The 25,545-nt window shown below is 66.1% G+C and carries 21 protein-coding genes; 8 read left to right on the top strand and 13 right to left on the bottom strand.

Annotation, left to right across the window (positions count from 1 at the left end):
- The first annotated feature begins 40 nt into the window (after positions 1 to 40).
- Positions 41 to 2,440 (top strand): ATP-binding cassette domain-containing protein, encoded by a 2,400-nt coding sequence (locus GON09_RS19065; RefSeq protein ID WP_213933171.1) that lies wholly within the window; start codon positions 41 to 43, stop codon positions 2,438 to 2,440.
- Here GON09_RS19065 and GON09_RS19070 read toward each other — a convergent pair.
- From GON09_RS19070 to GON09_RS19110, 9 genes are all read right to left on the bottom strand, one after another.
- Entirely contained in the window at positions 2,430 to 3,680 is a 1,251-nt protein-coding gene (locus tag GON09_RS19070; RefSeq protein ID WP_213933172.1) for a benzoate/H(+) symporter BenE family transporter, read from the bottom strand. The two genes, GON09_RS19065 and GON09_RS19070, sit on opposite strands and share 11 nt — an antisense overlap.
- A 13-nt stretch (positions 3,681 to 3,693) precedes the next feature.
- A complete protein-coding gene (locus GON09_RS19075) occupies positions 3,694 to 6,417 on the bottom strand; it encodes a helix-turn-helix transcriptional regulator (protein ID WP_213933173.1) in 2,724 nt (907 codons plus the stop codon).
- Positions 6,414 to 7,757, bottom strand: coding sequence for an MFS transporter (locus GON09_RS19080; RefSeq protein WP_213933174.1), 1,344 nt, complete (start codon positions 7,755 to 7,757; stop codon positions 6,414 to 6,416). Before GON09_RS19080 ends, GON09_RS19075 begins: the two co-directional genes overlap by 4 nt.
- A 100-nt stretch (positions 7,758 to 7,857) precedes the next feature.
- Positions 7,858 to 8,655: a benzoate diol dehydrogenase BenD gene (gene benD, locus GON09_RS19085; RefSeq protein WP_213933175.1), complete on the bottom strand. Its 798-nt coding sequence runs from the start codon at positions 8,653 to 8,655 to the stop codon at positions 7,858 to 7,860.
- A complete protein-coding gene (benC, locus tag GON09_RS19090; protein WP_213933176.1) occupies positions 8,652 to 10,271 on the bottom strand; it encodes a benzoate 1,2-dioxygenase electron transfer component BenC in 1,620 nt (539 codons plus the stop codon). The genes benD and benC overlap by 4 nt, the downstream gene beginning before the upstream one ends.
- Before the next feature lie 31 nt (positions 10,272 to 10,302).
- On the bottom strand, positions 10,303 to 10,806 hold the full coding sequence (gene benB / locus GON09_RS19095; RefSeq protein ID WP_213933177.1) for a benzoate 1,2-dioxygenase small subunit: 504 nt from the start codon (positions 10,804 to 10,806) through the stop codon (positions 10,303 to 10,305).
- A 14-nt stretch (positions 10,807 to 10,820) separates the two neighbouring features.
- Complete coding sequence (gene benA, locus GON09_RS19100; RefSeq protein WP_213933178.1) at positions 10,821 to 12,194, bottom strand: benzoate 1,2-dioxygenase large subunit; 1,374 nt, start codon at positions 12,192 to 12,194, stop codon at positions 10,821 to 10,823.
- Between the two features lie 320 nt (positions 12,195 to 12,514).
- Positions 12,515 to 13,522 (bottom strand): 2Fe-2S iron-sulfur cluster-binding protein, encoded by a 1,008-nt coding sequence (locus GON09_RS19105; protein ID WP_213933179.1) that lies wholly within the window; start codon positions 13,520 to 13,522, stop codon positions 12,515 to 12,517.
- The gene (locus tag GON09_RS19110) at positions 13,510 to 14,721 is read right to left on the bottom strand and encodes a cytochrome P450 (protein ID WP_213933180.1); all 1,212 of its coding nucleotides are present in this window, start codon (positions 14,719 to 14,721) and stop codon (positions 13,510 to 13,512) included. Before GON09_RS19110 ends, GON09_RS19105 begins: the two co-directional genes overlap by 13 nt.
- Before the next feature lie 132 nt (positions 14,722 to 14,853).
- Here GON09_RS19110 and GON09_RS19115 point away from each other — a divergent pair, with 132 nt between their 5' ends.
- On the top strand, positions 14,854 to 15,813 hold the full coding sequence (locus GON09_RS19115; protein WP_374195401.1) for an AraC family transcriptional regulator: 960 nt from the start codon (positions 14,854 to 14,856) through the stop codon (positions 15,811 to 15,813).
- Positions 15,814 to 15,890: 77 nt separating this feature from the next.
- Here the strand turns inward: GON09_RS19115 and GON09_RS19120 are convergent, their stop codons facing one another.
- The 3 genes from GON09_RS19120 to GON09_RS19130 all read right to left on the bottom strand — a co-directional run bounded on the left by GON09_RS19120 (position 15,891) and on the right by GON09_RS19130 (position 18,707).
- On the bottom strand, positions 15,891 to 16,385 hold the full coding sequence (locus GON09_RS19120) for a hypothetical protein (protein WP_213933182.1): 495 nt from the start codon (positions 16,383 to 16,385) through the stop codon (positions 15,891 to 15,893).
- Positions 16,386 to 16,479: 94 nt separating this feature from the next.
- Positions 16,480 to 18,093 carry a 4-hydroxyphenylacetate 3-hydroxylase family protein gene (locus GON09_RS19125; protein WP_213933183.1) on the bottom strand — a complete coding sequence of 538 codons (1,614 nt, stop codon included), beginning with the start codon at positions 18,091 to 18,093 and terminating at the stop codon, positions 16,480 to 16,482.
- A 47-nt stretch (positions 18,094 to 18,140) separates the two neighbouring features.
- Complete coding sequence (locus tag GON09_RS19130; RefSeq protein WP_213933184.1) at positions 18,141 to 18,707, bottom strand: flavin reductase family protein; 567 nt, start codon at positions 18,705 to 18,707, stop codon at positions 18,141 to 18,143.
- 245 nt (positions 18,708 to 18,952) lie between these two features.
- Between GON09_RS19130 and GON09_RS19135 the strand changes: the two genes are divergently transcribed.
- Positions 18,953 to 19,879, top strand: a complete 927-nt coding sequence (locus GON09_RS19135; protein WP_244865563.1) for an AraC family transcriptional regulator — start codon at positions 18,953 to 18,955, stop codon at positions 19,877 to 19,879.
- Positions 19,880 to 19,891: 12 nt separating this feature from the next.
- On the opposite strand, the gene GON09_RS19140 is transcribed toward GON09_RS19135, so the two are convergent.
- Positions 19,892 to 20,689, bottom strand: coding sequence for an IclR family transcriptional regulator domain-containing protein (locus tag GON09_RS19140; RefSeq protein ID WP_213933185.1), 798 nt, complete (start codon positions 20,687 to 20,689; stop codon positions 19,892 to 19,894).
- A gap of 191 nt (positions 20,690 to 20,880) precedes the next feature.
- On the opposite strand from GON09_RS19140, the gene catA reads away from it, so the two are divergent.
- The 5 genes from catA to GON09_RS19165 all read left to right on the top strand — a co-directional run bounded on the left by catA (position 20,881) and on the right by GON09_RS19165 (position 25,545).
- The gene (gene catA, locus GON09_RS19145) at positions 20,881 to 21,732 is read left to right on the top strand and encodes a catechol 1,2-dioxygenase (protein WP_213933186.1); all 852 of its coding nucleotides are present in this window, start codon (positions 20,881 to 20,883) and stop codon (positions 21,730 to 21,732) included.
- A 149-nt stretch (positions 21,733 to 21,881) separates the two neighbouring features.
- Complete coding sequence (locus tag GON09_RS19150; RefSeq protein ID WP_213933187.1) at positions 21,882 to 23,009, top strand: muconate/chloromuconate family cycloisomerase; 1,128 nt, start codon at positions 21,882 to 21,884, stop codon at positions 23,007 to 23,009.
- Between the two features lie 38 nt (positions 23,010 to 23,047).
- Positions 23,048 to 23,329 (top strand): muconolactone Delta-isomerase, encoded by a 282-nt coding sequence (catC, locus tag GON09_RS19155; protein ID WP_064062455.1) that lies wholly within the window; start codon positions 23,048 to 23,050, stop codon positions 23,327 to 23,329.
- Positions 23,330 to 23,364: 35 nt separating this feature from the next.
- A complete protein-coding gene (locus tag GON09_RS19160) occupies positions 23,365 to 24,501 on the top strand; it encodes an alkaline phosphatase family protein (RefSeq protein WP_213933188.1) in 1,137 nt (378 codons plus the stop codon).
- A 75-nt stretch (positions 24,502 to 24,576) separates the two neighbouring features.
- Positions 24,577 to 25,545, top strand: coding sequence for an alpha/beta hydrolase (locus GON09_RS19165; protein ID WP_213933189.1), 969 nt, complete (start codon positions 24,577 to 24,579; stop codon positions 25,543 to 25,545).

Raw genomic sequence — 25,545 nt, forward strand, 5'->3', positions numbered from 1 at the left:
TTCCGAGTCCGTACCGATACCAACACTGGAGTCTTCGAACATGACCTCGACGAAGGACGCACCGGCACACGAAGTGCACGTCGCCGACACTCACGACGCGATCCGGGTACACGGAGCGCGGGTGAACAATCTCCGCGACATCAGCGTGGAGATCCCGAAGCGGCGGCTCACCGTGTTCACCGGTGTGTCCGGCTCGGGGAAGAGTTCGCTGGTGTTCAGCACCATCGCCGCGGAGTCCCAGCGGTTGATCAACGAGACGTACAGTGCGTTCGTACAGGGTTTCATGCCGACTCTGGCCCGCCCGGACGTCGACGTGCTCGACGGCATCACCGCGGCGATCATCGTCGGTCAGGAGCGGATGGGATCGAACCCGCGCTCGACGGTCGGTACCGCCACCGATGCCAACGCGATGCTGCGTATCCTGTTCAGCCGGGTCGCGCAGCCGCACATCGGCCCGCCCAACGCGTACTCGTTCAACGTGCCGTCGGTGCGGGCCAGCGGCGCGGTCACGGTGAACAAAGGGGAGGGGAAGACGCAGGCCGAGAAGGTCACCTTCAACCGCCTCGGCGGCATGTGCCCGCGCTGCGAGGGCAAGGGCTCGGTATCCGATTTCGACCTGACAGTGCTCTACGACGACAGTCTCTCGCTCAACGAGGGTGCGCTGAAGATTCCCGGCTACAGCATGGAAGGCTGGTACGGGCGGATCTACCGTGGATGCGGCTTCTTCGATCCCGACAAGCCGATCGCGAAGTTCACCAAGCGGCAACTCCACGACCTGTTGTACAAGGAACCCACCAAGGTCAAGGTCGAGGGCATCAATGTCACCTTCGAAGGGTTGATCCCGAAGATCCAGAAGTCGTTCCTGTCCAAGGATCTCGAGGCGATGCAGCCGCACATCCGCGCGTTCGTCGAGAAGGCGGTCGTCTTCTCCACGTGCCCGGACTGCGAGGGCACGCGCCTCGCTCCCGAAGCCCGGTCGTCGAAGATCGACGGCAAGAGCATCGCGGACGTGTGCGCGATGCAGATCAGCGACCTCGCGGAATGGGTTCGTGGACTGGACCTCCCGCAGGTCGCTCCGCTGCTCGCCGGGCTCCGGCATCTGCTCGACTCCTTCACGGAGATCGGGCTGGGTTATCTCTCGCTCGATCGTCCCACCGGCACTCTGTCCGGGGGAGAGTCGCAGCGCACCAAGATGATCCGGCATCTCGGCTCGTCGCTGACCGACGTGACCTACGTGTTCGACGAACCGACGATCGGTCTGCATCCGCACGACATCGCCCGCATGAACAACCTGCTGCTGCAGTTGCGCGACAAGGGCAACACCGTGCTCGTCGTCGAGCACAAACCGGAGTCCATCGAGATCGCCGACCACATCGTCGATCTCGGTCCGCGCGCCGGCACCGAAGGCGGGCAGGTGGTCTTCGAGGGCACGGTCGACGAACTGCGACGTGCCGACACCCTCACCGGCAGGCACCTCGACGACCGCGCGTCGCTGAAGCCCGAGGTGCGTACCCCCTCCGGGGCACTCGAGATCCGCGGCGCCGACACCCACAACCTGCAGAACGTCGACGTCGACATCCCCCTCGGTGTGCTCGTCGTGGTGACCGGCGTGGCCGGCTCGGGCAAGAGCTCACTGATCCACGGTTCGGTGGCCGACCGCGACGGGGTGGTCTCGATCGACCAGAGCCCCATCAAGGGGTCGCGTCGCAGCAATCCCGCGACCTACACGGGTCTGCTCGAACCCGTCCGCAAGGCGTTCGCGAAGGCGAACGGCGTCAAACCGGCGCTGTTCAGTTCCAACTCCGAAGGTGCCTGCCCCACCTGCAACGGCGCCGGCGTCGTGTACACCGACCTCGGAGTGATGGCCACCGTCGAATCGGTCTGCGAGGACTGCGAGGGCAAACGCTTCCAGGCCGCCGTGCTCGAGTACACCCTGGCGGGGCAGAACATCGCCGAGGTGCTGGGCATGTCCGTGGCGCAGGCGCAGGAGTTCTTCGCCGAGGGGGAGGCGCGTACACCGGCGGCGTCGAAGATCCTGCAGCGACTGTCCGACGTCGGGCTCGGCTATCTGCGGCTGGGTCAGCCCCTGACCACTCTGTCGGGAGGTGAACGGCAGCGGCTCAAGCTCGCCACGGCGATGGCCGAGAAGGGCGAGATCTACGTCCTCGACGAACCCACCACGGGTCTGCACCTCGCCGACGTCGAACAGCTGCTCGGGCTGCTCGACCGGCTCGTCGAGTCCGGGAAGTCGGTGATCGTCATCGAACATCACCAGGCCGTGATGGCCCATGCCGATCGGATCATCGACCTCGGTCCCGGCGCCGGCCACGATGGTGGACGCGTCGTCTTCGAGGGCACCCCCGCCGAGCTGGTGGAGAAGCGGTCGACGCTCACCGGCGAGCACCTCGCCGCATACGTCGATGCCGGTGTCAGCGGCTGAAATCCGGGCGTTCCATCAGCCACGACACGGCCACGCCTGCGACGAGCCCCCAGAAGGCCGCACCGATGTTCCACACGGTGATGTTCGAGGCGGTGACCACGAACGCGACGAGCGCACCCATCGTGTGTTTGTGTGCGAACCCGGCCACGAAGGCGCCTTGCAGCGCCTTGAGCATCGCCAGTCCACCGAGGGTCGCGACGAACGAGGCGGGGGCGGCGATCATCCACCGGACGAACAGCGGGGCGAACAGACCGAAGGCGATCGCCAGCGTGCCGCACGTGATCGCCGCCGTGTACTGACGCGTGCGTTCCCCGGAGGCGACGAGCAGCGCGTTGGTCGGTCCGGTGAGGCAGGTCGACACGGCGCCGACGCAGGCGGCGGGGAAGGACCACAGTCCGCACGCGATGGCGGAAACATTCACGGGCGGGTTGTGCCCGGCCGAACGCAGGACCGCGATCCCCTGACCGTTCTGCACGACCAGCACGGTGATGGCGAGCGGCACGACGAGTTCGAGGATCGCCGACCACGTGAAATGGGGCGCGGTGAACACCGGTGCGGCGAACACCGCGCTGTCGGTCCCGGACGGAGCGAACCGGCCCGACAGCGCGACCGCGCACACCCCGGCAAGGAGTGCTCCGAGGATCGGTGGCATCCACTTGCCGAGAACCGCAACGGAACCGAGCAGGAGAAAGACGATCACCATCGGTGCGGCGATCGCCACGTCGGAGCCGAGCGCGGTCACCAGATCGAGGCCGAACTTCAGGAAGACTCCCGCGACCATCGCCATGACGATCGGCATCGGCAGCGCCTCCATCACTCGGCGCACCAGACCCGATGCTCCCAGCACCGTCACGAGGGCAGCGGTCACGAAGAACGCGCCGACCACTTCCGCCCAGCTCAGATGCGTCAGCGACCCACCGACGAGCACCGTGCCGGGGATCGTCCAGAAGAACCCGAGGGGCTGCCGGTAGGCGACACTCATCACGATCGTGAGCAGGCCGTTGAGTACGAACACCCCGAAGATCCACGACGCCAGTTGCGGTGCACTCAACCCACCGGCGGCGCCGGCCGCGAGGATCACCGCGACCGGGCCCGTGCACGAGAAGATGAGGCCGATCAGACCGTTCGCGGCGTAGCGCGGTCCGAGATCCCTGAATATGCCGCGCGGCCCGACGACGGGACGTGCGGGGCGTTCGAACAGGTCGGTCTCGGCGGTGGGGCGATCGTCCACGGCGGTCATCGGATCGTCAACCTCAATTCTGTTGTCGGAACTTTGCGGCGAGTTCGCTGCGCGAGCGGATGCCGAACTTCGAGTACACGCGGGTCAGGTGGTACTGCACCGTCTTGACGGACAGGAACAGCTCACCGGCGACCTCCTTGTTGGTGCGTCCCGACGCGACGAGTGTGGCGACGGCGCGCTCCTGCGGAGTGAGCGTCGAGAAATCCGAACGGGGCGAATCGGTCTCGCCGTCGCCGGTGCGGAGTCCGCCGGCCTTGAGCTCCCGATCGCAGCGCTCGACGTACGAGACGGCGCCGAGAGACGAATACAGCTCGCGCGCAGTGCGGACCACGGTGTCGGCGTCGCGGCGACGTCCGGCGCGGCGCAACGTCTGGCCGTACGCGAAGTTGATGCGCGCGCGGTCGTAGGGCAGTGGCAGCGTGTCGATCTCGTCGAGCGCGTTCTCGAAGGCATCGCGGGCGGCGTCGATGTCGCCGCGTGCGCCGTGGATCCGGCCGCGTACGTAACCGAGGCGTGCCTTGGCGGATCGGTGCCCGCGCTCGGCGGCAAGTTCCTCGTGCGGCCGCAGGAAGTCGTCGGCATCGTCCACGCGTCCGGTGAGCACGAGAGCGTTGCCGTAGAGGTCCGGCCACGGCCAGTGCCCGGGTTCGTCGATCGCACCCCGGTCGCGCATGGTGACGATCGGCTGCAGGTAGCGCAGGACGCTCGTGTAGTCGGACACGACCTCGGCGCACTGTGCCAGACACAGGCAGGCCGGTACCAGCATCAGTGAGTAGTCGTTGTTCCCGGCGCGAGCCCGATGGGCGTGTTCTCGTGCTGCACCCCAGTTCCCGCGCAGAGCATGGACCTGGGCCCCCGTCCAATGGACGAGTGGTCGCAGCAGGTCGAGTTGCGTCGCCTCGAGTTGTGCCGCGGCACGGTCCACGGTGCGGAGGGCATCGGACCAGGCACCCAAGGCGAATTGTGTTCGTGCGAGCCACGCCTGCGCCCACAGGGAGATGCGGAGCGACCCCCCGCGGAAGGTGGTCGGTTCTGCGGCTTCGAGTTCCGTGCGCGCCAGGTCGGGCCGGTCGAGCACCAGCGCGAGCCATCCCTCGGCCATGCGGATGCGCTGACTCTGCGCACCGAGCCGGATGGCGTCGGACAGGGCCGAATACGACTCGACCGCGTCGTCCACCCGGCCGGTCATCGCCAAACCGAGACCTCGGATGGCCTGCGACTCGACGACGGGTGGCGCCGTGTCGGGGAGGGTGTCCGAGGCGCGATCGGCCCACAGGACGAGATCGTCGCCGCGCAGCCGTGCCAGCGAATGCAGTACCAGTCGTTGGGAGATCGTCGCGGCGAGTTCGGGTTCGGCACTCGGGTCGTCGAGCATCGACCATGCTTCGGTGAGCAGGTGATGTGCTTCGGCGGCCCGCCCCTTCTGGATCGCGAGATAGCCCAGCACGGCATTGCGCATCGGTCCGCTGGGCACGCCCTCGATTTCGGGAACGAACGTCTGCGCCTGAGGGAGATCCGCGGCGCCGGTCAGTGCGTCGACTCCACGGATCATCCGCTGCGTCCGCAGATCCCGGTCCAGGCTGATGCGACTCGCGGTGATCAACGCTTCGGCGGCCTGCGACCACGCACCGTCGGCAGCGCAGCGCCGGGCGTAGGAGTCGAGGCGGGCAGCGAGTTCCTCGTTGCCCGTCGGCGTCGCGGAGACGAGGTGGAACAGCCTGGCGCCTTCGTCGTCGACGAGCACCGCCGCCCGGGCGTGCAGACTGTGCCAGCGCGCCGGGCCGATCCCGTCGGCGACTGCCGCGCGTGTCATGGGATCCGGGAACGACAGCGACACCACCCCGCGTTGTTCGCGCATCGTGAGCAGCCCGAGGCGGTGGGCTTCGTCGAGCGGTTCGGTGGTGTCGTCGATTTCGGCGAGTTCGGCAACGAGTGCAAGTGATTCGGCGGAAGCCTGCACGGTGGCCGTGCCCAGCACGGCGACGGACTCGACGAGTGCGCGCGTGTTCGGCGAGCAGCGGTCGAGGATGCGGCTCACCCGGCCGGCATGTTGCTTCGGGGCGGGAAAACGTGCCTGCCACCGATGCCACTCACCACGGGGTATCTCGTCGAGGAGCTGCAGGATCGAACGAGGATTGCCGAGTGTGTGCTCCTGAAGTCGGCGTGCCGTCCACGCGGACAGGTCGACACCGATGCGATGCAGGGCGAGTTGCACGATGTCGGGTGGTGCCAGCGGACCGACATGGAGCGTGTCCACGCGGTGGCTGTTCGAGAGAAGGTCGGCGGTCGCCTGGGCGACGTCGTCGGGAAGCACGTCGGGCACGATCCAGATCATGAGAAGGGGGCGTCCGTGCGCTCGCCGCATCGAGGATGACAGCGACTGCAACGACTCGACGTCTGCGTAGTGCGCGTCGTCCACGACGATCACGGTCACCTCGTCGATCCGATCGAGGAGAGTGCGGGCCGCTTCGACCGGGTCGTCCGCGACGACGGTGTCACCGAGAAGCTGCTCGAGCACGGACCAGGGATGACCGGCCTCCCACGGCGCGCCGGATGCGTCGTGGACGATCAGATCGTCGTGGCGATCGACGAAATGCGAAACCAGCAAAGATTTTCCGACGCCGGAAGCCCCCTCGACGAGGACGAGCGAGGGGACCCCCGCCCGCGCCTCGTCGAGGAGGCGTTCGAGTTGCATCAACTCGGAGTTCCGGCCGATGAGCACAGCGTTGTCCGTCACGCATCCACGGTAGTCGGCGCGGGACGGTCGGAACTGCGGACCGGCGAGACGCCGTGGACCGGCTTGGGAACGAACCAGGTGACCAGACCGCCGGCGAGCGCGATACCCGCGAAGATGTAGAAGTTCACGTTGTTCGCGAAGCCTGCACCGATGAGCAGACCGCCGATGACCGGGCCGACGATACCGCCGAGGCGGCCGAAGCCGGCACACCATGCGACACCTGCGGCGCGTGCCGGGGTGTCGTAGTAGTTGGACACGAATCCGTAGATGAGCACCTGGGTACCGATCGTGCCGACACCCGCGATCGCGACGGCCGTCAACAGCACCGGCAGCGGGAAGCCGAGGGTGAGCAGGATCAGGGCCACAGCGGCGAGGAAGAAGGTGGTGACGATGACGGACTGTGGTCCGCGGCCGTCGGCGACCTTCGAGGCGAGCAGGCCGCCGAGGATGGCACCGCCGTTGAGGACGAGCAGGAAGGCGAGCGATCCGTTGGCGTTGTAACCGGCGTCGGCCATGATCTTCGGCAGCCACGTGTTGAGACCGTAGGTGAGCAGCAGGCCGGCGAAGCTCATCATGCCGAGCAGTCCCGTACCGAGCGCGTACTTGCGGGTGGCGAGTGCCGCGAACCCGATCTTCTCGGTCGGGGCGGTGGGAGTCGCGGACGGCAGGGGGAAGCCGAACTTGGCGCACACTGCCCGTGCCTCCTCGGAACGTCCACGCGACTGCAGCCAGGCAGGCGACTCGGGAAGCTTGATCAGCGCCAGCGGAAGCAGGATCACGAGGGGCAGCGCGCCGATGAGGAACAGTCCGCGCCAGCCGATGGCGTCGCGCAGCAGGATGGCGAGCAGCGAGGCCAGGACACCACCGGCGGGAACGCCGCTGTAGACGATGGCGTTGAAGAGGTTGCGCTTGCCGGGCGGAGCGAACTCGGCGACCACGGCACCGGCGGTGGCGACCAGGCCCCCGACACCGATGCCGGTGAAGAAGCGGAGCGCACCGAACATCGGGATGCTCGTGGCGAAGGCGGCTGCGCCCATGCCGATCGAGAACCAGACGATGTTGATCAGCATCATCTTCCGGCGACCGACGCGGTCGCCGAAGGCTCCCGTCGTCAGTGCGCCGACCATGACGCCGATGAGGGCGTAGGAGCCGAGGGCACCGCCTTGCTGGGCGGAGATCTCGCCGAGCTGAGTGGGGTCGGCCATCAGCGTGGGGAGGACGGTGCCGTACACGACGAGGTCGTAGCCGTCGAAGATGATCGCGAGGGTGGCGAGCGCGACGATCCAGACGACGCTGCGCCGATGCTGTGGACTGGCCCAGGTCTGCGTGGCATGGGTCATGAGTTGCTCCGGTCTGTGAGGGGAGTCACAAGCGAATTCGGGGAGAAAAGTGGCCTCACCGGAGGGACTGGCGCCTCCGGTGAGGCCGAGCGAGGGGCGGTCAGCCCAGATCGCCGCCGGCAACGGGAAGAACCGTGCCGGTGATATAAGAGGCCTCCTCGGAGGCCAGGAAACAGATCGCGGCGGCCTGCTCCTCGAGTGTGCCGTACCGCTTGAGCAGGGAGGATTCGACGGTCTGGTCCACGATCTGCTGGTACCAGCCCTTCTCTTGCTCCGACTGCGGGGACGGACCGCGAGCGATCCGTCGTTCCGGCGCGACGGTGCCGCCGGGCGCGGTCGCCACCACACGAACGCCGTAGGGCGCCAGCTCGAGTGCGAGCGACGCGGTGATCGCATTGACACCGCCCTTCGCCGCCGAATACGGGACGCGGTTGACGCCGCGGGTCGCGACCGACGAGACGTTCACGATCGTCCCGGCACGTCGCTCGATCAGATGCGGAGCGACCGCGCGGCACGTCCACAGAGTGGGGAACAGCGAACGCCGGATCTCCTTCTCGATCTCTTCCGGCGCGTAGTGCTCGTAGGGCTTCGCCCAGATCGTTCCGCCGACGACGTTGATGAGCACGTCGATGCGGCCGGTGGTCTGGATCGCATACGAGATCGCTTCCTCGGCGCCCTCGAAGGTCTCCAGATCCGCCGTCACCGAGTGGGCCTTGCCGCCCGACTCGCGGAGCTGCTCGGCGACCTCGTGCACGAGGTCCGCGCGGTCGACGAGCACGACCTCACCACCCTCGGCGGCGATCCGCGTCGCGACCTCGAGGCCGATGCCTTGCGCCGCACCCGTGATCGTCAGGCACCGTCCGTCGAACCGACCGGGGAAGATCTTCGTGTCGGTCATGAGGATGCACCGGCCGTGGCACCGCTGGCGATCGCCCGGCGCATCGTCTCCTTGGCGTGCTGGGAGTGGACGACGATCAGATCCCGTGCGGCGGCCTTGTCGCCCTTCTCGAACGCCTCGACGATCTTCATGTGCTCGTCGACGATGTGTTCCTCGATCCACTGCGCGTCGCGCAGGACCTGCTTCATCAGCCGGGTCACCTCGAGCTTGTTGTAGGCCTCGAGAAGAACAGGGTTGATGCAGCAGCGGAAGAGGAACTCGTGGAAGGCCGCGTTGGTGTCGGTGAACGCCGCGGCGTCGGTGAAGTGGTCACCCTCGACCGAGGCGCCGGAGGCCTCGGCCAGGATCCGGAACTCGACGAGTTGCTCGGGGGTGAGCCGGCCGATCGTCAATTCGACGACACCGAGTTCGAGTGCCATGCGGGCATCGAACTGCTCGTCGGATTCGGCGACGGGCGGATGCTCTTCGCCGATCTCGTAGTTGCCGGGCTCGGGATTCTCGAGCACCACCGGACGGCCGGTCTCGGCAGCGGCCTTCTCTGCAGCGGCCTTCTCCGCGTCCGTCGCCACCGGCGCGGTCGCTCCGCCCGGGGTCGCGGACGTGTTGAACTTCTCGAAGTAGAAGTTCGTCGGGTTGATGCCGTTGTCCGACAGATGGTTACGCACTGCCTCCACCATGGGCGGCGGACCGCACAGGTAGATGTCGACGTCCCCGTCGTTGAGGTGCGACGGCTCGAACAGACCCGTTACGTATCCCTTGTTGGGAGCGGACGACGATTCGTCGGCGACGCAGTAGTCGAACGTGAAATTCGGGAGCTTCTTCGTGTACTCCTCGAGCTTGTCGAGTTCGACGAGGTCGTGATCGAAGGTGACGCCGTAGATCAGGTGCACCGGATGGTCGGAGCCGTCGGCCTCGATCTTCGACAGGATCGACAGCAGCGGCGCCAGGCCGGTGCCGCCGGCGAGCAGCAGCGACGGGCGCTTGCGCTCGCGCAGGAAGAAGCTGCCGAACGGGCCGGTGAACTCGAGGGTGTCGCCGACCTGCGCGCGGTCGCGCAGATACTCGGACATCAGACCGCCCTCGGTGATCTTCACCAGGAAGGCGAGCGAGTTCTCGTTCGGGCCGGTGCTGAAGGAGTACGAGCGGGTCGCGAGCTTGCCGGTGCCGTCGTCGCTGCCGGGCACACCGATGTTGACGTACTGGCCGGGCAGGAACACCAGGTCGTCGCGGTTGTCGATCTCGACGGTGAACCCGACGACGCTCTCGGAGAAGCGGCGCAGGTCCGTGATGGTCGCGGTGTACGACGCGGCCGCGGTCTTCGCGACATCGGAGGTGCTCGCGATCTGCACCACGAGGTCGGACTCGGGCATCATCTGGCACGGCAGGCAGTAGCCCTGCTCGGCCTCTTCGTCGGTGAGGGCGTCCTCGATGTAGTCGCCGCCGTCGTAGCTGCCCGACTCGCAGAAGGCCTTGCATGTTCCGCAGGCGCCGTCACGGCAGTCGAGCGGAATATTGATGCGAGCCTTGTACGAGGCGTCGGCAACGGTCTCGTTGGGGTTGACCTTGATGAAGCGGGTGACCCCGTCCTCGAAGCTCAATGCCACCTGATACGCCATGGCACGTGCCTCCTTTCGTGTCGGGGTCGGACTAGACGACGTAGACGTCGACGATGTGATGGATGTAATCGTTCTTGAGGACGATCTTCTTCTTCTTGATCACCGGCTGCTCACCCGACACATCGAGAGTGAGGAAGGTGGTCCCGAAGTAGGTGTCGGTGGTGTTGTACCGGAAGTACAAGGAGAACCAGTTGTGGCGCAGATCGATCTCGGTGCCGCGACGCTCGAGGATCTCGACGTTGGTGATGTTGTGACCCGTGCGGGGCTCGGGCAGTGAGGTCGCCGACGAGCGGTCGGTGCGGATGCGGAACACGCGGTCCTCGAGGCCGCCGCGGTTCGGGTAGTAGATCAGCGAGATCTCGGTCTGCGGGTTCTCCGTGAGCTCACCGGCGTCGTCCCAGGCCGGCATCCAGTACTCGGCGTCGGGGTGGTAGCACTCGAGCCACTTCTCGAACTCGCGGTCGTCGAGCAGCCGGGCCTCGCGGTAGAGGAACTGTTCGATGTCGGTCTGCGTGAATTCGCGTACAGCAGTCATGATCTGAAGTCCTCTCAGAGCGCGGAGGGGTCGGCGGCGGAGCTCTCGGATGCGATGGCGTCGCGCATCACTTCGAGCCAGTAGCCGTGCTGGATCGGGTACAGGCCCTCGTCCTCGGTCTTGACACCGCTCGACAGCACCTTCGTCATCCCCAGATCCTGTGCGACCTCGTCGGGTCCGTTGAGGATATGGGTCGCGCCGCGGCTCATGTCGTTCCAGGGCGCGGCCGTCGCGAGATAGGTCTTCTGGCAGGAGCGGAATTCCTCGAGATCGTCCGGGGTGGCCATGCCGGTCGCGTTGAAGAAGTCCTCGTACTGGCGGATCCGGTTGGCGCGGGACTCGGGGCTCTCACCCTTCGGCGCGATGCAGTAGATCGTCACCTCGGTCTTGTCCACGGAGATCGGCCGGAAATGCCGGATCTGCGAAGAGAACTGGTCCATGATGTACACGTTCGGGTACAGGCACAGGTTGCGCGACGCACCGACCATGAACTCGGCCTTCTTCTCGCCGAACTCCTTCGCCAGTTCATCCTTGCGCGGGTACAGCGGGCGATCCTCGGGGTTGCCCCACCACATCCACAGCAGCAGGTGGCCGTGATCGAACGAGTAGTAACCGCCACCCTGCTTGCCCCACGTGCCGGCGTCCATCGCCTTGGTCTCGTTGGCGGACTCACCGGCGGTGCGGCGCGCCGTGGTCGCGGCGTAGTTCCAGTGGGTGGCCGAGACGTGGTAGCCGTCGGCGCCGTTCTCCGCCTGCAGCTTCCAGTTGCCGTCGTAGGTGTAGGTGGACGAACCGCGCAGCACCTCGAGGCCCTCGGGGGACTGGTCGACGAGCATGTCGATCATCTTCGTGGTGTCACCGAGGTGCTCCTCGAGCGACTTGACGTCCGGGTTGAGGCTGCCGAACAGGAAACCGCGGTAGCTCTCGAAACGGGCGACCTTCCGCAGGTCGTGGCTGCCGTCGGTGTTGAACTGCTCGGGGTAACCGGCGTCGCGGGGATCCTTGACCTTCAAGAGCTTTCCGTTGTTACGGAACGTCCAGCCGTGGAAGGGGCAGGTGAAGGTGGTGCGGTTGTCGGTCTTGCGACGGCACAACATCGCGCCACGGTGGCTGCACGCGTTGATCAGGCAGTGCAGCTCGCCTTCCTTGTCGCGGCTGATGACGACCGGCTGCCGCCCGATGTTCGTCGTGAAGTAGTCGCCGACGTTCGGGATCTGGCTCTCGTGCGCGAGGTACACCCAGTTGCCCTCGAAGATGTACTTCATCTCGAGCTCGAAGATCTCTTCGTCGGTGAAGACGTCACGGCGGATCTGGTACCGCCCGGTGGTCGGGTCCTCGATCAGAGCGCCGTCCAGTCGAGCGCGCACGTGTTCCACGGTGTCGGTCATGAGATCCTCCAGGTATCGGCTTCGTTCCGGGACGGACGGGCTGGGTCCGACGCGGCCGACGCGGGCGGAAAGGGCGGCGGACGAGTGTGTCGTCCGGTCCTGTCCGGCCGCGGGGTGTCCGGCAATACATCCACGATGACAGCCTGTGGCCGCAGTCACACCGGGTAAATGCCTAGGGATACCTAGGACCCCTGGGGATCGGGTCGGAGGACCCTCGACAAGCGAACGCCGCCCGTGAACACACGGGCGGCGCTGCCGAATTCCTGGTTCAGCCGGCGGTACACAACTGCCGGCTCAGCCGGCGGTACACAACTGCCGGCTCAGCCGGCGGCAGTGAATCGTTCCCGCCGGATACGCCGCGGCGCCATACGGCGCCGCTTGAACGACTTGACCGATGCTTCCACGAATGCGTCGGATCCGCAGATGTAACCGGTGAACTCTTTCGCGGACGATACGTCCTCCACGAACGCGTCGGTGACGTAACCCTCCCGATCGCCACCGGTCTCCCGGCTGACGCAGGTGACGTACCGGAAGCCCGGATGGCGTGCCTCGAGTTCGCGGAAGAAGTCGGCGTCGTACACATCGGCACAGGTGCGGACCCCGTGGTAGAGAAGGATCTCCCGATCGGAATTCAGGGCGAGTGCATGCCGGACGATGCCCTTGAGCGGCGCGAGGCCGGTACCACCACCGAGCAGCGCCATCGGTCCGGTGCTCTCGGCATCGAACGTGAAGTCGCCGTAGGGACCCGTGATCTCCACACGTTCACCCACCTCGATGTTTCCGAACACCCATTCGCTCGCGACCCCACCCGGTTGCCGCCGGACGTGCAGTTCGAGCAGTTTCGGCTCCGACGGAGGGTTGGCCAGGGAGTACTGGCGACGAACGGAGGTCCCGGGCACCGTCAGCTCGACGTACTGCCCGGCCGAGAACTCGAGCGGCTCGTCGGTGGTGAGCAGGACCCTGCGGGTCCCGGCGGCGATGTCCCGGACCTCGATGACGGTCGCCGCGACGTCGCGCAGCGTGTGCGTGCCCGTCGTATCCTGCCCGGCAGGGGTGTCCAGGACGGCGTCGCTGCAGGGGGTGGTCTGACACGCCAGTGCGTAACCTGCGGCGCGTTCGTCGGGTGTGAGCGTCTGCTCCGGCGAGTTCCGGTGATCCACCTCGCCGCTGCGAACCCTGATCTTGCAGGTGCCGCATGTGCCCTGATTGCACGAGTTGGGCATCCACTGTCCGCTGCGCAGGAACGCGTCGAGCACCGTCTGATCGGGTTCGCACGGCACTGCGACGGTTCCGGCGGTCAGTGTGTACGTCACGGTCAGATCTCCCATCGGGCGTGCAGAGCCTTCGGTCCACGGAAGCCCCAGCCCCAGAACTCGACGTCCTCGGAGGTATCGCGCTCGAGGTTGGGGATCGTCTCGAGCAACTCTTCCAGGCCGATGCGGCTGACGTTGTTCGCGAAGTAGATGCCTGCGCAGGCATGCTTGCCGGCACCGAAGGCGAGATGCGGAAGCGGCGGACGCGTCATGTCGTATCGGCTCGGTGCGTCGAAGATGTCGATGTCGTGATTCGCCGACCCGTACGACAACATCACCACCGAACCCTCGGCGATCTCGATTCCCGAGACGATGCTGTCCCGCTTGGCGATACGCGCCGTTCCCGACCAGATCGGGGCAGTCCAGCGCATTCCTTCGGAGATCGCACGGGGGATCAGCGACGGTTCGTCGACGACCGCTTCGAATTGCTCCGGACGGGTGAACAGACCGGCCAGCGTCGAACTCATCGCGTGACCGGGCTCCTGCATCGCTCCCAGCAGGAAGACGTACAGCGTGGGGTAGATGTAGTCGCGGTCGCGTGTCTTCCCCTCGGGCATGCCGTCGTGCAACCAGTGCGAGATGGCACTGTCGTCGGGATGCTCGATCCAGTGGTCGATCAGCGGATCGACGACGGAGCGGATCTCCTCCTTGGCGCGGTCGCCCTCGTCGAAACGTTCCTGGCTCAGGAAGTTTCCGTCCTCGTCCATCGCTGCGTTGGTGAACGAGTCCGACAGCTTGTGAAACCATTCGCGCAGTTTGTCCGAACTCACGTCCTTCAGTCCGAGCAGGTCTCCGAGCGACCGCACACTCACCGGCTCGCAGAACTGGGCCACGAGATCGGCCCTGCCGTCGGCTTCGAACGCCTCGACGTAGCGTCGTGCGATCGGGCGGACGAGATCCTCGATCCAGCGGTCCACCTCGGCGGGCTGGAGGGCGGGTTCGACCATCGACCGCAGGTCGCGGTGGATGTCGCCGTTGACGCCGATGATCGCCGGATGGCCGAAGGTGCGCCCGCCCGCCGGCGTGATGATGCCGTCGAAGTCGTCGCTGGTCGCGACTTCGCGGCAGGCCTCCATCGTCGAGGCGACGTAGGCGCCGAGAACAGGGACGAAGGCCACCTGCGCCTCGGCGCGAAGACGCTCGTAGACGGGATACGGGTTCCGCTCGAGCTCTTCCATCGTGACCTCGTCGAGCCACGAAAGGGTGCTGGTCATAGTGCTCTCCTACACGTCGGGGAACTTCGGTCCTCCGGGCGGGACCATCGGTGACTGTGATGTGGACCATATTGATGGTCGGGGTGGAGGTCGATGCACATTGCGCGGAGTCGGGACGAATCGCGCGACAATGTGATCGGCGTCTCGGTTCTGGCTAGTCTCGAAGACGTGAGTGTGCCCGAGATCGAGGATTGGGACGAGGCTTCCCGTGCGGTGGCGGATGTCTACTTCCCGCACCGGCTCACGGACCTGGGGAAGGCGGATCGACCCGAACTCGAACTGGTGTCGGCCGATCTCGGTGGTGTGACCATCGGCCGGATGAGTTGGGGAGCAGACGTTGCGATCGAGTGCGACTATCCCGGCGCCTACGAGGTGAACATCCCCCTGAGTGGACGTCTGGAATCGCGGGGCCGGTCGGGAATCGTCGTTTCCGAGCCGGGCTCCGCGACCGTCTTCCGCGCCGACACTCCCTCGCTCATCACCCGCTGGGATGCGGAATGTTCCGTCCTGGGAATCAAATTCGATCGCGATCACCTCGAACGCGAAGCGGACCGGATCCTCGGGGGGCCGTTGCGATCACGACTCGAGCTTCCCGATCGGATCGACCTGAAGGGTTCCGCGCAGGAATGGCACGGGCTGGTGGCATCACTGAGCGACCAGCTCACCGGTGCCACGCAGGTGTTGACGAACCCTCTGGTGTCCGCTCAGCTCGCCGGAGCGGTCACCACCGCTTTCGTCCTGGCGGTCGCGCCGGTCGACGGGCTGTCACCGGCGCCGCGTCCGGGGATGGTGCGCCGGGTGTTGAACGCTCTGCGGGAGGATCCGGGCCGTGCCTGGACGGCAGCCGACATGGCGGAGATCGCCGGAACGAGTGTGCGTCGACTGCAGGAGGCGTTCTCCGAGTACGTGGGAAGCAGCCCGTCCGCATGCCTGCTCGACATCAGATTGGACCGGGCGCACGCCGACCTCGCGGCAGGAGGAATCACGGTGGCGGACGTAGCCTTCCGATGGGGCTTCGGTCACCCGGGACGTTTCGCTGCGGCCTTCCGGAAGCGGTACGGTGTCACTCCCGCCGAAGTCCTGCGTGGCTGAGCAGCAGGGAGAGCGAACGCACGCGAGCGGGTGACGACATCGTTGTCGTCACCCGCTCGGTACCCTGTCCGGACAGCTCAGCCGAACCAGAGCATCGGCGTCGGCCGGTCGAACGACAACTCGGGGAAGTCGTCGTCCGCGACCGGCGTCCGCAGCCTCCGTTCGACGTAGTCCAGACCGTTGCTGCGCATGTACTCGATGCAGGACACCGTGTACCCGACGGGGTCCGTGTGCGTAGCGACGATGGGGCGGAACAGGTTCGGGAAACCGTTCACCGTCACGGTGTGCCGGTCGAGCGTGCTGTCCTCGCGGCCCTGCATCGTGAGTCCGCCGTGTCCGTCGACGACGAACTTGGCTCGGGTGACGACGGTGTCGCCGATGAGGATCTCCCATCGGTGGTCGATGTCGTCGTAGCGGGCGAGAGTGGCATTGCCGATCTCGTGGATCGACAGGCGCAGTTCGTTCCTCAGCCGTCCGGCCGAACGCTGGGATGCGAAGGAGCGTCCGAGAACCACCACATCGAATTCCGGGACCGGATGGGGGGATACGGAGTTCGAGGCAGAGGTGATCATCTCGGACGCTCCTTCGCAGCGGAGTGGTCTTGGGACCGCGCGCGGGCGGGCAGGGGGAACGGAGATCATCCGCCCGCGCGCGGAGTGCGGGTTTCTACTTGTAGTACGCGCTGACGTCGGCGTTGCCGATCAGGTCGGGTACGGTCCAGCCGTCGAGGTCGTACTCGCTCATGAACTGCTCCGCGAAGCCCTTCATGGAGGCGACGTCACCGCGACTCTCGGCGGCGAACAGCAGTTCGGCCTTGACGTTCTCGTGGTTGCCGGCGTAGTTCCGTTCGTACAGTTCGTGGCGACCACCGAACTCGGAGCCGATCGAATCCCACAGTGCCTTCATGACCTTCACGCGGTCGACCGCCTGGATGCCGTCGGAGCCGCGGACGTACTTGTCGAGGTACGGACGTACGTCCGGGTTCTTGAAGTCGGCGGCGGACGAGGGCAGGTAGATCAGGCCCGAGGCGACGTCCTGCTCGATGATCTCCTTGATGCGCGGGTAGCCCTGCATCGCGAACATACGGTAGGTGAGGCCGTATTCGAGCTTGGGGATCACGGTGCCGTCGATCCACGGTTCCGGGTTGTTCACCATGGAGTCGGTGAGCGACCAGAACAGGTTGCGCCAGCCGATCACCTCACCGACACGAGTCTGCACGCCGCGGAATCCGCCGGCGCCGGTGGCGTCGAGTGCCTTCATGAGCAGACCGGCGATGAAGTCGAGCTTGACCGCGAGTCGCGTGCAACCCTGCAGCGTGAAGCGCTGGAGGAAACCGGAGCCCCCGAGGAAGTTGTTGATCTTCTCGACGTCGCCGTACATGAATACGTTCTCCCAGGGCACGAGCACCTTGTCGAAGATGAAGATCGCGTCGTTCTCGTCCATCCGCGACGACAGGGGGTAGTCGAACGGCGAACCGACGACGTTCGCGTTCTGCGAGTAGGAGGCGCGCGAGATGAGCTTGATGCCGGGTGCGTCCATCGGCACCGTGCAGATCAGCGCGAACTCCTTCTTCTTGATCGGCAGACCGTAGTGGGCGATGAAGTTGTAGTTCGTGATGGCCGAGCCGGTCGCGACGACCTTGGCGCCGGAGACGATGAGGCCGGCGTCGGTCTCCTTCTCCACCTTCATGAACACGTCGCCGACCTGGTCCGGCGGCAGCTGACGGTCGACCGGCGGGTTGATGATCGCGTGGTTCCAGTACAGGACCTTCTCCTGCGACTCGCGGTACCAGCGCTTCGCGTTGTCCTGGAAGGGCGAGTAGAACTCGTCGTTCGCGCCGAGCGTGCCGAGGAAGGACGCCTTGTAGTCGGGGCTGCGGCCCATCCAGCCGTAGGTCAGCCGCGCCCAGGTGGCGATGGCGTCGCGGTCGGCCCGCAGGTCGTCGGCGGACTTCGGGGTCCGGAAGAACGGCATGGTCACGCCGCCGTTACCGGTGTCGGTCGGGGTGGTGAGGGTGTTGACGTGCTCGCCGGTGTGCAGGGCGTCGTAGAGACGCGCGGTCATCCGGATGGAGTTGCGGAAGGCCGGATGGTTGGTGAAGTCCTTGACGCGCTCACCGTGCAGGTAGATCTCGCGGCCGTCGTCGATCGAAGCGATGTACTCGTCGCCGGTCATCGGACGGGAGGCGAAGTTCTTCTGCTGGTTGGCCGGGGAGTCCGCGGCGACGTTCACCTTGGAACGGTCGAGGGTTTCCGTGGGCCGGGGTTCGGTGGTGGTCATGGAATGTCTCCTTGTCCGGGGGTCTGTCCGGGGAAATCGGAAGATGTTCAGGCGTGGACTGCGGCGGTGTGGAACGGCACGAATCGGGTCCGGGAGTCGAACCATCCGTTGTGCGGGTCGTCCAGGCAGCCGTTCCACGCGGCCGATGCGCTCGGGGCACCGAGATCGTGGAAGGTGCTGCGGTAGAAGAGAAGCGGGTCCGCGGTCTCGTCGAAGGTCGCGTCGACGATCTCGCCGATGTAGATGACGTGATCGCCACCGTCGTACTCCCGCCACGGAGTGCACGACAGCGTCGCGGCCGTACCGGCGAGGATCGGGGCGGTCGGTCCCTGCTCCCAGACGGGCTCGGGGGATTGCGGCCGTCCGGCGAAGTGCATGGCGGTGCCGAGCTGATCGGCCGCGAGAATGTTGACGGCGAACGGAGCGTCGGAGAGGAATCCGCAGGCCTTGGATGTGCGGGTCAGGGTGACCTGGCACAGGCGCGGTTCGAGCGAGATGGCCGTGAACGCGGTGACGGTCGCGCCGTGAGGCTCCCCGTCACTGTTCGCGCAGGTGATGACGGTGACGCCGCTGGCGAACTGTCCGAAGATGTTGCGGAGTGTGCGCTGATCCATGTCTGCGTCCTCCTGTCCGGTGCGAATTGCTGGACTTCGATCTGGTGTGACACAGACCATATGGACGTGGAAGGGCTTGTGCGATCCGGTGAGCGCGGTCACTATCCACCTAGCGCGACGAATGAGTCCTAGGTCCCTGTTTGCTCGGGACCGTGTTCCGCATCACACTGGATCGCACGCGCTCGAATCGCAGGAAATGTGCAGGTCGGCGACGACGACGAGCTGGGAACGAAGGTGGGGAGCCGATGGCAGTGGAGCCGACCCCGAGGCCGGTCGATTGGGGAGAAGTGGAAGAAGTCGTCTCGAATGCGTATTTCGAGCACGATCTGACACCGCTCGACGATGTCGCGCCTTCGCTGCAGCTCCGCACCCTGCCGCTCGGTCCGATCCGTCTCGCCCGGATCGGCTGGGGAGCTGCGGTCTCGATCCGGAGTGAGCACCCCGGTGCCTATGCGGTGAACATCCCGATCGCCGGGCGCATCGCGGCCGGCAACGGGGTGATCTCCGAGGTCGGTCACGCCGCCGTCTTCCGTCCCGACACCGCCGCGCCGGAGCAGAAGTGGACGAACGACTGCGAGATCGTCGGGATCAAGCTCGAGCGCGACTACCTGCAGCGAGAGATGTCGCGCATTCTCGCCCGCCCCGACCTGCAGCTTCCGGACCAGGTGGATCTGACGACCCAGCCGGGGCGCAGCTGGATGACATTGCTGCGCTCGATCGTCGAACAGGTGAAATCGGATGAATCGCTCTGGCGGAATCCGCTTGTCGCGGAACAACTGTCGGGTGCCCTGACGACGTCGTTCATTCTCGCCGTCATGCCGGACGATGCGGATCCGACCGGCGGTGCCCGGCCTCGCATCATCAAGCGGGTGCTCGATCGGCTGCACGAAGATCCCGCGGCGGCGTGGACCAGCGCCGACATGGCAGAGGTAGCCGGAGTCAGTGTGCGGCGCCTGCAGGAAGGATTCCGCGAGTACCTCGGAGTGTGCCCTCGCGACTACCTGCTCGACCTGCGCCTCGAGCGCATCCACGAGGAACTCGCGGTGGGTGATGCTTCGGAGCTGTCGGTCACCGATGTTGCCCTCAAATGGGGCATCACTCATACCGGCCGGTTCGCGGCGGCCTACAAACGCAAGTACGGGGTGCCGCCGTCGACGACATTGCGTGGATGAGGTGGGCCGTCCTCAGTGGTGACGGTAGCCGAGTTCGCTGCTGAGGCGCTCTGCGCAGTCCACCACCCGTTTCGCCGTGAGATCGCGGAAGGACTCGAGCGTGTGCCGGCCGGTCGACGTCGAACATGCGAGCACTCCGACCGCGTGGCCCGAGGGGTCGAAGACGGGCGCGGCGATCGTGATGAGTCCTTCTTCGAGTTCCGCGGCGGTGATGGCATACCCCCGACTCCGCACATGAGCAAGTTCGGCCCGCAGGTCGTCCGGGTTGTCGATCGTTGCGCTCGTGAGTCGCTCGAACTGCGTCCGGTCGAGTACGTGATCGACCAGTTCACGTGGTGACCAGGCCAGGAGTGCCCGGCCCATCGACGTGGCGTAGGCGGGGACGCGGGTGCCCACGGACACGTTGATGCTCATGATCCTGCGGACCGGAACACGTGCGGCGTAGACGACCTCGGTGCCGTCGAGCACGCCGAGCGACGCCGATTCGTTGGTGTGTTCGGCGATCTCGACCAGTTTCGGTAGCGCCGAGTCCACGAGGGTGTGGGAGGCGGTGTAGTGCTGACCGATGCTGAGCACGCGCGGAGTGAGCGACCACCGCGTCCCCTGCGAGGTGACGTACCCGAGCCTCTGCAAGGTCAACAGGATACGTCGAACCGCAGGCCGGGACAGGTGGGTCTTGGTGGCGAGTTCGGCAAGGGTGGGATTGGGGTCCTTGTCGTCGAAGGCGTGCAATACCGCAAAACCACGCTCGATGCTCTGAATGAAGTCCCGCTCGTTGCTAGGACCATTACCTAGGTCGATGCTCGGCATCCCGCCTCCTACCTGCGTACTCGTCGATGTTGCCCGATCCGGTGTTGACAAGCTGTGTGACACCACGCACAGTATGTGGTGTACGCACTGCGATACACAAGTACGCACAGCGTACATACCGGTGATCACCGCAGCCCCGTGTCGCACCGGCCCCACACTTTCCGATAGTTCAGTCCCTCACGAGGAGAGCCATGACCACCATGGAGAACCCCACCGCCCACGGGTCCGGCAACGCTGCGACCGACAAGTTCAAGTCCGAGCGGGTCACGTCCGACACCTCGGTCGAGCGCGCGTCGGCGATCTACAAGGACCTGCTGGACGCTCTCGCCGGTATCGTCGACAAGCACCAGGTGACCTACGACGAGTACCGCGTGCTCAAGCAGTGGCTCATCGACGTGGGTGAATACGGCGAGTGGCCGCTGTGGCTCGACGTCTTCCTCGAGCACGAGATCGAGAAGGTGCACTACAACCGCAAGGGCTTCACCGGCACCAAGGGCTCCATCGAAGGCCCCTACTACGTCCCGGACAGCCCCAAGCTCCCGTCGAAGTGCACCATGCCGATGCGCGAGAAGGACAAGGTCGCCCCGCCGCTGGTCTTCAAGGGCCAGGTCACCGACCTCGAGGGCAACGGTCTGCCCGGCGCCACCGTCGAGCTGTGGCACGCGGACGAAGAGGGCTTCTACTCGCAGTTCGCCCCCGGTATCCCCGAGTGGAACCTGCGCGGCACCGTCCAGGTGGACGAGAACGGCAACTTCGAGATCACCACGCTCAAGCCGGCTCCCTATCAGATCCCGTCCGACGGCCCGACCGGCTGGTTCATCAAGTCCTACGGCGGACACCCGTGGCGTCCCGCGCACCTGCACCTGATGGTGAAGGCTCCCGGCAAGCGCGCCATCACCACCCAGCTGTACTTCCAGGGCGGCGAGTGGGTCGAGGACGACGTCGCGACAGCGGTCAAGCCCGAGCTCATCCTGGATCCGCAGCCCAACGCCGACGGCATCGCCGAGGTGACCTACAACTTCGTGCTCGACCCGGAATCGTGATCCGGACCGCGGACGCGGCCTGATCAAATCCGAACGAGAGTGCGGTTCGCATCGTGAATGCCGGTGTCCCTCTGGGGCACCGGCATTCATGCTGACTACGCCGGCGACGTACCCCCTGTCACACCCCGACCCGATTGTGAGCAATTCCGATGTCCGATCCCGATCTGAAGATCGCATCCGTCACCACGACGATCATCGACGTGCCGTTGATCCGGCCCCACAAGTTCGCCACCACCACTTCGGAGGCGCAGCCGATCCTGCTCGTCGCGGTGACCACCGAAGGTGGTGTCACCGGTTACGGTGAGGGCGTCGTGCCGGGCGGACCGTGGTGGGGCGGCGAGTCGGTCGAGACGATGCAGCAGATCGTCGACCGCTACATCGGTCCCTACATCATCGGGCGCGGCGTCGACGAAATCAGCGGCGTCATGGTCGATATCGAGCGCATCGTCGCCAACGCGCGATTCGCGAAGGCCGCTGTGGACGTCGCGATGCACGACGCGTGGGGTCGCGCACTGGGTGTGCCGGTCGCGTCGCTGCTCGGCGGAGCCTTCCGTACCGGCGTCGACGTGCGCTGGGCGCTCGGCGCGGCTCCGCTCGAGGAGATCGTCGAAGAGGTCACGCACAAGCGTGAGCAGCGCCTGAACTTCTCCTTCAAGCTCAAGATGGGTGCGCTCGACCCGGTCGTCGACACCGACCGTGTCGTCAAGATCGTGGAGGCGTTCGGCGGCGAGGTCGGATTCAGCATCGACGTCAACGCCCGCTGGGACCGCTTCACCGCGTTGCGTCACGTCCCGCAACTCGTCGACGGCGGTGTCGAACTCATCGAACAGCCGACTCCCGCAGATCAACTCGATGTGCTCGCCGAGATCAACCGCCGCGTCTCGGCGCCGGTGATGGCCGACGAATCCGTACAGACTCCGCACGACGCGTACGAAGTGGCCAAGTTGGGTGCCGCCGATGTCGTCGCGCTCAAGACCACCAAGTGCGGCGGGCTGCAGCGCAGCAAGCAGGTCGTCGCCGTCGCGAAGGCGGCAGGCCTGCGCTGCCACGGCGCGACCTCCATCGAAGGACCCATCGGCACTGCGGCGTCCATCCACTTCGCCTGCGCCGAGCCGGGGATCGACTACGGCACCGAACTGTTCGGTCCGCAGCTGTTCGCCGTGGAACTTCTGCAGAAGCCGCTCGACTACTCCGAGGGCCAGGTGCACCTGCCCGAGGGACCGGGGCTCGGCGTCGACCTCGACATGGATGTCGTGAACAAGTACGCGCGCTCCTGATCCGCACTTTTCGTCAGAACACAAGAAGGAGAAACATCATGGCACTGTTCCATGTTCGGATGGACGTCGACATCCCCCGTGATCTCGACCCCGACGTGCGCGCCGAGACCGTCGCCAAGGAGAAGGCCTACAGTCAGGATCTGCAGCGCCAGGGCAAGTGGCGCGAGATCTGGCGGATCGTCGGCCAGTACAGCAACATCTCGATCTTCGACGTCGAGTCGGCGGACGAGCTGCACGAGATCCTGTGGAACCTGCCTCTGTTCCCCTACATGAACATCGAGATCATGCCGCTGACGAAGCACGGGTCCGATATCAAGTGACACCCGCGCGCGGGGCCGTGGCTCATACTCGGAATATGAGCTTGCCCCTGCGCGACGTCTACGCCGAGCCGACCCTCGCCGACCTGATGCCGTCGGTGCTCTCGTCCGCGGGGGTCGCCGGTGAGAACAATCGGCTCGATCTCGCCCCGGCCGACCACACCGTCGTCCTGCTCGTCGACGGGATGGGATGGGAACTGCTGCAGCGCAATGCGAAAGCAGCCCCGTACCTGACACAGACGCCGGGGAGCCCGATGCGTGCCGGTTTCCCCACGACCACAGCGGTCAGCCTCGCCTCCCTCGGGACGGGACTGCCGTCCGGCCTCCACGGCATCACCGGCTACCAGTCGTACGTCGACGAGATCGAAGCCCCGGTGAACTGGCTGCGCTGGACCCTCGCCGGAACCGCGGTCGACCAGCGCGACGACCTCGTCCCGGAGACCGTGCAACCCCACCCGACGGTGTTCGAACGCGGCCGCGAGGCCGGCCTGACCGTCACCACCGTCGTGCCGAAGGCCTTCGAAGGGAGCGGCCTCACCCGGGCCGTGCTGCGCGGCGGCAACTTCGTCGGGGTCTCCGCCTACGGCGATCTCCTCGCCCAGGTGGTCGCCGCGGTGCGCACCGGCGACCGCAGCCTCGTCTACTGCTACATCGGTGAGGTCGACACGCTCGGGCACGTCTACGGGCCGGAGTCCGCGGCGTGGCTCGCGCAGCTCACGGTGGTCGACCGTTTCGTCGAGCAACTCGCCGGGACGCTGCCGGACGGCACCCGCCTGCTCGTCACCGCCGACCACGGCATGGTCGACGCCTCACGCGGCCGTCGCATCGACTTCGACCACACCCCGGGTCTCGGCGAGGACGTCACCGTCATTGCCGGCGAACCACGATGCCGTCACATCTACACCGACCACGTCGACCGGGTCCTCGAACGCTGGCGCAACGAACTCGGCGACCACGCGTGGGTCGGCACCCGCGACGACGCGTTCGCGGCGTGTCTGTTCGGACCCGATCCCGATCCGTCGCTGATCAAGCGGATAGGCGACATCGTGGCTGTCGGGCGAGGCGAATCGACGGTGATCCGCAGCGACGGGGAGCAGGTCATGTCGAACCTGCCCGGACAGCACGGGGCGTTGACCGACGAGGAACTGCTCGTGCCACTGCTGCGGATCGGGTGACCCGCATCCCTGCCGAGACTCGCGGGTGTCGGAACTCTCGATGCCCGAACCGTATCGGTCACATAGTGTGTGCACATGCGTACCGATGCGGTGACCTGGCACGACCGCAGCAGTAGGGTCGCGCTGATCCTCCTGTGGGTGGTCCGGATCCTCTTCAAGCCGATCCTGAGCTTCTGGCCGAGCAACGACTTCGGAATCGCGGTGCTCGGCCGGCTGTCGTGGGTGGTCGACAGGATCACGCCCACCCCGCGTGCCGTGTACGTCACGCAGACCGAACTCGGCGGAGTGCCCGGTGAGCGGATCATCTCCCCGAAGCCGGTCGACGACCCGCTCGAGGACGCCACCATCCTCTACTTCCACGGCGGCGGCTTCGTCTTCTGTGGCCCGTCCACCCACCGTCAACTGTGCGTGCAACTGGCCCTGGACTCCGGTGCACCGGTGTACTCGATGGACTACCGGCAGGTGCCCGCAGTGCCGATCGCAGGATCGGTGCAGGACGCGATGAACGCGTACACCGCGCTGCTCGAAGTGGCCGACGACCCCACCCGTATCGTCGTCGGGGGTGATTCGGCCGGGGGTTATCTCGCGGCGAAGGTCGCCGAGCTCGCCGCGCGGCGCGGTATCCAGCGACCGGCAGCGGTGATCGGTTACTCGCCGCTGCTCAACCTCGATCTCGACAAGCACGATCCGAAGTACATGGCGAGGGACGCCTACCTACCCATCAAGGCCCTCGGGAAGATCCGTCCGCGCTGGTTCGCCGGAGAAGAGGCAATCGAGGGTGAGATGAACCCCGTCGACGCCGACCCCGCGCTGTTCCCTCCGATGTTCATGTGCGCGGCCGAATACGAGCTGACCAGGCCGGACGTGGAGATCATGACCGAACGCCTCGCGTCGGCAGGTCGGCCGGTGGAGACACATCTGTGGCGCGGGCAGATCCACGCATGGCCGGTCCTGGCCCGCGCGATTCCCGAGGCCATGGAGCTGATCGGGCTCAGTACGCGGTTCGCGCGACGCGCGATCGTGGCAGTGGACGACGCTGCCTGA

This window comes from Rhodococcus sp. B50 (genome assembly GCF_013602415.1).
In the GTDB taxonomy this organism is placed as follows: domain Bacteria; phylum Actinomycetota; class Actinomycetes; order Mycobacteriales; family Mycobacteriaceae; genus Rhodococcus.

Excerpts from the sequence above, each read along its gene's own strand:
- GON09_RS19065 (WP_213933171.1), top strand. The coding sequence starts at position 41 with ATGACCTCGACGAAGGACGCACCGGCACACGAAGTGCACGTCGCCGAC.
- GON09_RS19070 (WP_213933172.1), bottom strand. The coding sequence starts at position 3,680 with ATGACCGCCGTGGACGATCGCCCCACCGCCGAGACCGACCTGTTCGAA.
- GON09_RS19080 (WP_213933174.1), bottom strand. The coding sequence starts at position 7,757 with ATGACCCATGCCACGCAGACCTGGGCCAGTCCACAGCATCGGCGCAGC.
- benD (WP_213933175.1), bottom strand. The coding sequence starts at position 8,655 with ATGACCGACACGAAGATCTTCCCCGGTCGGTTCGACGGACGGTGCCTG.
- benC (WP_213933176.1), bottom strand. The coding sequence starts at position 10,271 with ATGGCGTATCAGGTGGCATTGAGCTTCGAGGACGGGGTCACCCGCTTC.
- benB (WP_213933177.1), bottom strand. The coding sequence starts at position 10,806 with ATGACTGCTGTACGCGAATTCACGCAGACCGACATCGAACAGTTCCTC.
- benA (WP_213933178.1), bottom strand. The coding sequence starts at position 12,194 with ATGACCGACACCGTGGAACACGTGCGCGCTCGACTGGACGGCGCTCTG.
- GON09_RS19105 (WP_213933179.1), bottom strand. The coding sequence starts at position 13,522 with ATGGGAGATCTGACCGTGACGTACACACTGACCGCCGGAACCGTCGCA.
- GON09_RS19110 (WP_213933180.1), bottom strand. The coding sequence starts at position 14,721 with ATGACCAGCACCCTTTCGTGGCTCGACGAGGTCACGATGGAAGAGCTC.
- GON09_RS19120 (WP_213933182.1), bottom strand. The coding sequence starts at position 16,385 with ATGATCACCTCTGCCTCGAACTCCGTATCCCCCCATCCGGTCCCGGAA.
- GON09_RS19125 (WP_213933183.1), bottom strand. The coding sequence starts at position 18,093 with ATGACCACCACCGAACCCCGGCCCACGGAAACCCTCGACCGTTCCAAG.
- GON09_RS19130 (WP_213933184.1), bottom strand. The coding sequence starts at position 18,707 with ATGGATCAGCGCACACTCCGCAACATCTTCGGACAGTTCGCCAGCGGC.
- GON09_RS19135 (WP_244865563.1), top strand. The coding sequence starts at position 18,953 with ATGGCAGTGGAGCCGACCCCGAGGCCGGTCGATTGGGGAGAAGTGGAA.
- GON09_RS19140 (WP_213933185.1), bottom strand. The coding sequence starts at position 20,689 with ATGCCGAGCATCGACCTAGGTAATGGTCCTAGCAACGAGCGGGACTTC.
- catA (WP_213933186.1), top strand. The coding sequence starts at position 20,881 with ATGACCACCATGGAGAACCCCACCGCCCACGGGTCCGGCAACGCTGCG.
- GON09_RS19150 (WP_213933187.1), top strand. The coding sequence starts at position 21,882 with ATGTCCGATCCCGATCTGAAGATCGCATCCGTCACCACGACGATCATC.
- catC (WP_064062455.1), top strand. The coding sequence starts at position 23,048 with ATGGCACTGTTCCATGTTCGGATGGACGTCGACATCCCCCGTGATCTC.
- GON09_RS19160 (WP_213933188.1), top strand. The coding sequence starts at position 23,365 with ATGAGCTTGCCCCTGCGCGACGTCTACGCCGAGCCGACCCTCGCCGAC.
- GON09_RS19165 (WP_213933189.1), top strand. The coding sequence starts at position 24,577 with ATGCGTACCGATGCGGTGACCTGGCACGACCGCAGCAGTAGGGTCGCG.